The following is a 7,491-nucleotide window of genomic DNA, read 5'->3' on the forward strand; positions in this document are numbered from 1 at the left end:
CGGTCGGTGGCCATCCACAACCGGCCCGTCCACGCGATGCGGTGGGTGCGCCCCCACCGGGCGATCAACCCCTGCAACACCACCCCCGCAGGCGGCCAGGTGCGGCCGTGATCATCACGGTGATCACCCTCATGGCCGCCGGTCAGAATGCACCAGCGGGCACGACCCAACGCGTCCACCCCAGCCTCCGGACACACACCCGCACCGGTCGAGAAGGTCACCGCGCCTCCTCAGGGGTGGGGGAGTCGCCTTGCGCAGGCGCGGTGGGATGGCCCTCGGGGGCGCTCTGGGTCGACGCGTCCACCGGGCCCACGGCCGGGTGGGGCAGGGGCGTGGGTCGCCACCGCGCGCCGGTGAAGGGTGCCACGCTGTCGCGCGGTCGTCGCTGGTCGTGGTCGGGGATGTGGGGGTCGAGGTAGCGCACTCACATCACCCCCGGCAGAGCCTTGAGGCCCTCCAGCACACGCTGGAGCACCACCGGTCCGGCCACATCCACCGGGCGTCGCGGCGCGGGGATGAGTGGAGGGTTCGCAGCAGGCCACAACACCGCGAACGCTCGCACACGCCGCGCCCGACGCGGACGACGCCAACGGATCGACTCTTGGGCACGCCAACGCACATGCGCCAGCTCGGACAGGTTCAGGTAACGGGCACGCAAGAGCGCACACCTCCTCAAGGGGGCGCCGCTGGATGAAGGCGGCTCGGATGAGTACACTTCCATACTCCACTCGAAACTTTTAATTCGCAAGTCTCTAATCGAGACTCGGTTTTCGAACAGCCACGATGAGGAGTTGCGAAATGTCTGATTCAGTCCGCGCGGCGATAGCATCGACCACAGGTCAAGAGGAGGTCGACGTGAGCAGCGCACCCGTCGCAAGGCGCCAGCTATCAGCGCAGATGCGCGCGAAGCGACTGAGCGCAGGCATGACCATCGAGCAGGTGGCCGACGAATTGGAGTGGTCCAGCACGAAGGTTTCGAACATCGAAACCGGCAGGTCAAAACACCCGGCTGTGTCCGATGTACGCCTTCTCCTGGGCATCTACCGTGTGACGGACCAGCGAGAAGTGGATGCTCTACTCGACCTCACACGACAGTCGCGCAAGCGAGGCTGGTGGTCTCGCTACGACGACGTCCTCACCGGCGCGTAGACCTCTTTGGAAGCGGGAGCAACAAGCCTTCGGCTGTGGGAGACCCAGTACATCCCCGGGCTACTCCAACTTCCGGGGTACGCCACTGCAATCGCCCAAGCCACCCTCATCCGAGACCCGGACGCCATCGAACGCGTCGTGGAGGCCCGGATGAAGCGACAGCAACTCCTCACCGGAGAAGAAGCCCCCGATGTGTGGGCGATCATCGACAATCGCGCCTTGGACCTCCTGGCCGCGACCGACCGGGACCTACATCGGCGGCAAGTGGAACATTTGGCAGAACTGGCTGAAGCAGCCAACACCGTGACGATTCAGATTCTCCGTCCGGACGTGGGATTGCATCCGGGCATGGGCGGGCCGTTCGCGATCATGGACTACGGGGATGATCCAGCCGCTGCCATGGTCTTCCTCGAAACAGACACCGATGGTCTGTATTTGGACAAGAAGCCCGAGGTCGACCGGTATCGCAAGGTCTTCGACAGACTCGTGTCGAAGTCGATGGACCCGGACAGCGTGCCAACGTATCTACGGTCCCTGAAGAGCTAGGAACACCCGATGTACTCATCCACCGAAGAACAGCGGCTTGCCTTCCGCAAGTCGAGCTACAGCAATCCTCAGAACTGTGTCGAATACGCCGACGCAGGCAATGGCGCAGCTGCGATGCGCGACTCTCAGAACCCTGAGCAGGGGTACTTGCTCTTGAACGGCCACGAGTGGAACGCGCTGCTGGGTGTCATCCGCTAAAAGAAGACCTGGACAACGCAGAGGCCCCGGGGTATCCCTCCCCGGGGCCTCTGCGTGTACCTGGGTACTCATCCACCCCTCAATGTACCTTCATTGGCCAGGAGGAGGTAGATCCCCGGCGCTCAGCCCTGCTCGGGGCCAACCTCTTCGACGGGTAGTCGTGCACCGCACGCGGACCATTGCCACCCTGGGGTCCCGATCACGCCGCTTGGTCTCTCAGGTAGTCAAGGACCGTCGACCCGATCAACTCATCCAATTGGTGGGCAGGTTTCCTGAAGCGAATCAGGCATCACGTCGACAAATCGACATAGGGAACCAGCACTCATGAAACTCTCCCCCGCCTCTCCATCGAACTGGCGCAAGTCCAGCTACAGCGACCGAAGCAACTGCGTCGAGGTCGCCGACATGCCGGAGCGGTCCGCTGTCCGCGACACCCAGAACCGGAGCGCGGGCTACCTGCTCTTCGCCACCGGTTCTTGGACGGAGGCACTGGCGGCCGTACGGTCGGGGGCCTAAGGAGTCCGCACAAAGGTGGTGGGCGTGACCTGGTCAGGGGTCGGTGTCGCGCACGCGGCCATCGGCGGGCGACGCGGTCGGCCGCGTCATCGCACGCGAAAAACCCGGTGACGTCAGCGATCACCCCCGGGATACTGATCGCCCATGAATGAGGTCAAGGTGGTCGTCGCCCATTCCGAGCGCGCGACGCTGCGCGTCGGCGACGCGTTCTTCAAGGTGGACTCCGATCAGGCGCGCATCGACGACGAGGTCGAGGCGATGTCCCTCGCGCCGGTACCGACCCCGGAGGTCCTGTGGTGCAAGCCGCACGTGCTCGCGATCGCCGCACTCCCGGGGACGACGCTCGGGAGCCTCGGCGGACCGTCGACCGGGTCGCCGGCGGCGTGGGCCGCGGCGGGCGCCGCCATCCGGAAGCTGCACGAAGCGCCGCTGCCACCCCGGCTGGGCCGGGCCGGTCGGAGCACCGTCGCGCAGGCGGCGGCACTCGACGACGAGTGCGCGTCGCTCGTGACGGACGGCGTCCTGCCCGCCGACCTGGTCGCCCGCAACCGCCAGGTCGCCGAGGCCGCGTTCCGGCCGTGGACCCCGGCCTTCACGCACGGGGACCTGCAGATCGCGCACGTCTTCGTCGACGGCGACGAGGTCACGGGCATCATCGACTGGTCCGAGGCGGGCCAGGGCGACGCCCTGTACGACCTCGCCACCTTCACGCTCGGACACGAGGAACACCTCGACGACGTCATCGCCGGCTATGGCACCGACATCGACCTCGCCGTGATCCACGCGTGGTGGTCGTTGCGAAGCCTGCTCGCGGTTCGCTGGCTGGTCGAGCACGGCTTCGACCCGTTCGCGCCGGGCTGTGAGGTCGACGTGCTGAGATCCCGGATGTGAGACGGCGCGGGCCCGACCGCCACGACCGCGCTCCGACGCATCGGACAGGCCGCCCCGGGGAGATCGCCCGCCCTGACTCGCACCATGGCGCGGTGCTCGACCGTCGCCCACGGATGACGGCGCGGCCGAGGGTGACGAACGCGTGGTGGACGTCGTCATGGATCTCTCCCTCCGGGGGGTACGCAGACGGCGGAACCGCTGCGGCAGCGCGATCGCTCCCTCCACGACCCAGCGGTACACGCCCGTGCCGGTAGCCGTGCACGGGGCACCACAGGAAGACCACGACCACACAGGTGAACGACCCGTCGCCGATGGAAAGTCGTCTGGCCGGTCGTACTTGAGGACGGTCACCGTCTCACGAGGCTCCGGCGGTCCCTCGGGCCCGGGGATCATCGGCCATGCGCGGGAAACCCTGCGGCGTCAGTGCGGTCGGCGGAGGCAACGGCCCGTTCGCCCCGTCGGCACGAAACGCCTGGAGCAGGTAGGCCACCAGCCGCCGGGAGGCCGCGTCGTCATCGGGTAGTGCGGTCCACGGGCGCGGCCGGGTGCGCTTCTTCAGCGGCGATCCCCGACAGAGCGGCCTGGACGCCCTGGCCCGCCACGTGGAACAGGGGGAGCTGCGCCCGGCGGTGGACACCGTCTTCCCGTTGGAAGAGACGGCGGCGGCGCACCGGGCATTGGAGGCGGGCGGTGTGCGGGGAAGGTACGTGGTCTCGGTGACGTAGGACCGCGTGACGGCCTCGGCCCACCGGCCGGGACGGAATCCGCACCGAGACCGGGGGCCGAGCAGCCCCGATACTGGAGGGATGCGCACCCCAGAAGCCGACGTCGACGTCACCCCCGCACTCGTCCGCGCGCTCCTGCGCGACCAGCACCCCGACCTGGCCACACTCCCCATCACGCCCGTCACCAACGGCTGGGACAACGCGCTGCTGTCCCTCGGTGAGGACCTGTGCGTGCGTATGCCCCGCCGGACCGCCGCCGCCCACCTGGTCCTCAACGAACAACGGTGGCTGCCCGAGGTCGCCACCCGCGTGGGCGTCCCCGTCCCGGCGCCGCTGCGGGTCGGCCGGCCGGGCCACGGCTACCCCTGGAGCTGGTCGGTCAACCCCTGGTTCCCCGGCCGTACCGCCGCCGAGGTGGGTCCCTCCGACCGCGGCGCCCTCGTCGCGCCCCTCGCCCGGTTCTTCTCCCGGCTGCACACCCCCGCGCCGCCCGAGGCCCCGGAGAACCCGGTCCGCGGTGTGCCCCTGCGCGCACGCCACCGCCGTATCGTCGAACGCCTCACCGGGTCCACCGACCCGCACGCCCCCGCGCTCCTGGACCTGTGGCACACGCTGGTCGACACCCCCGCCTGGGAGGGGCCCGCGCTGTGGCTGCACGGCGACCCGCACCCCGCCAACATCCTGGTCGACGACGACGCGGCGCTGGCCGCCGTCCTGGACTTCGGCGATCTCACCTCGGGCGACCCCGCCACCGACCTCGGCACCGCCTGGATGACCTTCGAGGCCCCCGACCGCGCCCGCTTCCGCGCCCACCTGGACGACCTCGGCGGCGTCGACGAGCACACCTGGATCCGCGCCCGCGCCTGGGCGGTGATCTACGCGTCGGTGCTCACCACCAGCACCGCCGACCACCCGCTGTTGGCGGCGATCGGCGACCACACCACCGCCCAGGTCCTCCGGGGCGACTGACCGGGGCGACCGATCCGGAGGACATCGGCCGCCTCCGGTGGGCGGCCATCCCGCTCGTCCACAGCCTGTGGACGAGCGGGGCGTGGCAGGACGCGGCGCGATCAGACCCCGACGGGGTGGTCCCACCACCGCTCTAGAGCCGCGCAGGCGACCCTGTACGCGTCCCGTTCCGGGGCGACCTCCAGGGTGAAGGCCCCCATCCCGTCCACACCCGCGTCCGCCAGGAGGCGGTGCGCCTCCGCCGACTCACGGCCCAGGGCCCGTTCCCCCTCACCGGTGACCGAGCCGTCCGGCCACACGTACGCCCACGCCTCTCCGTCGCCCATCCACACGATGCGCCCATGACCGCCCTGGAACGGCCGCACGCCCGCACCCAGGCGCACACCCGGCATCATGAGCTGGAGTCGTGGCAGATTCCCTGCACCGATCATCTCGACCGAACCGACCGAGACGACCCCTGCGGGCCCCGGGGTTCGGCCGAGGCCGGGGAAAGGAGGATGCTCCACGCGCTGGGTCCGGTCGCGCATGAAGGTGGCCTCCCGCAGGAAGGCCCCACGCAGTCGGCCCGCCCTCTTCGTCAGGGCGACCACCGGTGTGCTGCGCACGTCAGGGCGGGGGCTCCAGGGAAGTACGAGCGGGCCGTTCTCCACCAGTGCCGCCGACCAGGTGTCCGGGACGCGTGTCACCGCGCACGTCGCGATGATCGCGTCGAACACCTCCCCCACGGGAGGGCCGTTCGCAGTGCGAACGTCGACTCCCGTTGCGATGAGCCGCTCGCGCGCGTGAGCCGCCACCCGGGGGTCGACCTCCACGCTGGTGACCGCACCCTTCCGCCCCACCAAGGAGGCCAGAACTGCGGCGTTCCACCCCGTACCGGTGCCGATCTCCAACACCCGCATGCCCTCCTCGATCCGCGCCGCGGCGATCATGTCCGCCATGACCTGTGGCGCGGACGACGAGGAACTGGGTTCGTTGCGCGGCCCCGATTCACCGTCGTTGGCCTGGGTGGTGACCGCGTCCCCACCGTAGACCGAACAGGCCCACCGGTCGGGATCGGAGGTGCGGAAGAGCGGTAGCCCCAGAGCGTCCGGCCAGATCATGTCGGGCACGAAGTGATGTCGGGGGTGGACGGCGAACGCCCTGCGGATCGCCTCATCGGTCTCCAATCGCTCGACCAGGGCCGCGTGGAGAGCTTCGAGATCGCCGACGGTCACGTCTCCCCCGTTCCGTCACATCCAGAGCAGGTGACGACCTCCTGGTGACCCCAACCGCCACCGTCGCCATCTCCGTCATTGTTGACGACGACGGTTCCTTCGCCCTTGCACATGGAGCAGGCCGCCGCGGTCATTCCTCCGTTCGAGGGGTGTGGATCACCTGTTACCTACCCCCCACGAGCGGAGGCCCACCACCCGGCACCGCGCATCCACGCGGCATCGGCCCGGCCTCGGGTAGGGCCGGCACCACCCACACGGACAGCGCGACCACGGGGGTCCCGGTCACCGGAAGCCTCGATCCGCCGGCCTTACCGGTTCCACCGGGCCGGCCTGGAGAACACGCGTCCGGGTCCGGCCGGCCGGGTCAGTCGTCGATCCGATCCACCAGCTCGCGGATCCGCTCCGGGTACTCGTAGGGGGCCAGGTGCCCGGCCTCCTCCAGCACGACCACGTCGGTGTCCAGGAACCGCCGGGCCGGACCGTGCAGGCGCGCGGGCGAGAAGAACACGTCGTCCGCACCGGTCACCACGGTCACGTTCCTCCGCTGCCAGGCCAGCAACGACTCCGTGGGCAGCGGCCCCTGCGCCAGGCTGGTCCGGCAGTACTTGCCCACCATCGTCATCCAGTGGGCCAGCGGATGGACGGGGTAGCGGAAGTCGGGGCCGCTCATGAAGTTCAGCAGACGGGTGCTCTTGCCCTCACTAGGGCCGATCATCCACGGCAGCGTGACGCGCATGAGCTCCGGGGAGTTCGCGGCCGGGGTCAGCCCCGCCGGGTTGACCACCACCATCCCCTTGACCAGTGAGGATGGAGTGCCCGCCAGGGCCACCGCCGCACCGAGGGAATGCGCCATGACGATCGCGGGCCGGTCCACGAGCTCGGGCAGCACCTCGTCGAACCAGGCTCCGTAGGCCTGGGCGCGGTGTCCCCGGGGGCGCCGGTCGCAGCTGAGCCCCGGCTGCCCCGGCAGGTCCACCAGGATCACGTCGCGTTCGGCGGTCATGTCGGAGGCGGGTGAGGCGCTGAGGGCGCTGTTGAAGTGGGAACCGCTGAACACCACGACCGGCGCACCGGGGCCTCCCTCGAAGCGGAAGGCCCGGGTGGGGCCGAGGGACGTGCGGATCTCGGGGAGGATCTGGAGATCGACGAACTCCGCCAACCGCTCCTCGCACCAACCACGGACCGTTCTCTCCGCGGTCTCGGAACGGTAGACGCGCGCGCCGTGGACGGTGGACTCGGTCATCGGGCACCTGGTTTCGGGTAGGGGTCGGCCTTCGCCGACC

At 69.5% G+C, this 7,491-nt stretch carries 11 protein-coding genes and 1 pseudogene; 7 read left to right on the forward strand and 5 right to left on the reverse strand.

Annotated features, from left to right (window positions below; translation table 11 throughout):
- The 3 genes and pseudogenes from DSY14_RS25785 to DSY14_RS25795 form a co-directional block, all read right to left on the reverse strand.
- Positions 1 to 221, reverse strand: a pseudogene (locus tag DSY14_RS25785) (hypothetical protein); the annotation flags it as partial.
- Positions 218 to 424, reverse strand: a complete 207-nt coding sequence (locus DSY14_RS25790; protein WP_211719212.1) for a hypothetical protein — start codon at positions 422 to 424, stop codon at positions 218 to 220. The pseudogene DSY14_RS25785 and the gene DSY14_RS25790, both read right to left, overlap by 4 nt.
- Entirely contained in the window at positions 425 to 658 is a 234-nt protein-coding gene (locus tag DSY14_RS25795; RefSeq protein ID WP_211719213.1) for a hypothetical protein, read from the reverse strand.
- 197 nt (positions 659 to 855) lie between these two features.
- On the opposite strand from DSY14_RS25795, the gene DSY14_RS29350 reads away from it, so the two are divergent.
- The 7 genes from DSY14_RS29350 (at position 856) to DSY14_RS25825 (ending at position 4,994) form a co-directional block, all read left to right on the forward strand.
- Positions 856 to 1,149, forward strand: a complete 294-nt coding sequence (locus tag DSY14_RS29350) for a helix-turn-helix transcriptional regulator (RefSeq protein WP_307851335.1) — start codon at positions 856 to 858, stop codon at positions 1,147 to 1,149.
- A 6-nt stretch (positions 1,150 to 1,155) separates the two neighbouring features.
- Entirely contained in the window at positions 1,156 to 1,695 is a 540-nt protein-coding gene (locus DSY14_RS25800; RefSeq protein ID WP_249188478.1) for a DUF5753 domain-containing protein, read from the forward strand.
- A gap of 9 nt (positions 1,696 to 1,704) precedes the next feature.
- The gene (locus tag DSY14_RS25805; RefSeq protein WP_211719214.1) at positions 1,705 to 1,893 is read left to right on the forward strand and encodes a DUF397 domain-containing protein; all 189 of its coding nucleotides are present in this window, start codon (positions 1,705 to 1,707) and stop codon (positions 1,891 to 1,893) included.
- A gap of 324 nt (positions 1,894 to 2,217) precedes the next feature.
- The gene (locus tag DSY14_RS25810; RefSeq protein ID WP_211719215.1) at positions 2,218 to 2,409 is read left to right on the forward strand and encodes a DUF397 domain-containing protein; all 192 of its coding nucleotides are present in this window, start codon (positions 2,218 to 2,220) and stop codon (positions 2,407 to 2,409) included.
- A gap of 144 nt (positions 2,410 to 2,553) precedes the next feature.
- Positions 2,554 to 3,300, forward strand: coding sequence for a phosphotransferase family protein (locus tag DSY14_RS25815; protein ID WP_211719216.1), 747 nt, complete (start codon positions 2,554 to 2,556; stop codon positions 3,298 to 3,300).
- 545 nt (positions 3,301 to 3,845) lie between these two features.
- Positions 3,846 to 4,025: a zinc-binding dehydrogenase gene (locus DSY14_RS25820; RefSeq protein WP_307851336.1), complete on the forward strand. Its 180-nt coding sequence runs from the start codon at positions 3,846 to 3,848 to the stop codon at positions 4,023 to 4,025.
- An 81-nt stretch (positions 4,026 to 4,106) separates the two neighbouring features.
- On the forward strand, positions 4,107 to 4,994 hold the full coding sequence (locus DSY14_RS25825; RefSeq protein ID WP_211719217.1) for an aminoglycoside phosphotransferase family protein: 888 nt from the start codon (positions 4,107 to 4,109) through the stop codon (positions 4,992 to 4,994).
- Between the two features lie 101 nt (positions 4,995 to 5,095).
- Here DSY14_RS25825 and DSY14_RS25830 read toward each other — a convergent pair whose 3' ends face one another.
- Positions 5,096 to 6,208, reverse strand: a complete 1,113-nt coding sequence (locus tag DSY14_RS25830; protein ID WP_211719218.1) for a methyltransferase domain-containing protein — start codon at positions 6,206 to 6,208, stop codon at positions 5,096 to 5,098.
- A gap of 364 nt (positions 6,209 to 6,572) precedes the next feature.
- Positions 6,573 to 7,451 carry an alpha/beta fold hydrolase gene (locus DSY14_RS25835; RefSeq protein ID WP_211719219.1) on the reverse strand — a complete coding sequence of 293 codons (879 nt, stop codon included), beginning with the start codon at positions 7,449 to 7,451 and terminating at the stop codon, positions 6,573 to 6,575.
- Positions 7,452 to 7,491 lie beyond the last annotated feature (40 nt).

The organism is Nocardiopsis sp. MG754419 (genome assembly GCF_018207095.1).
Classification (GTDB): domain Bacteria; phylum Actinomycetota; class Actinomycetes; order Streptosporangiales; family Streptosporangiaceae; genus Nocardiopsis.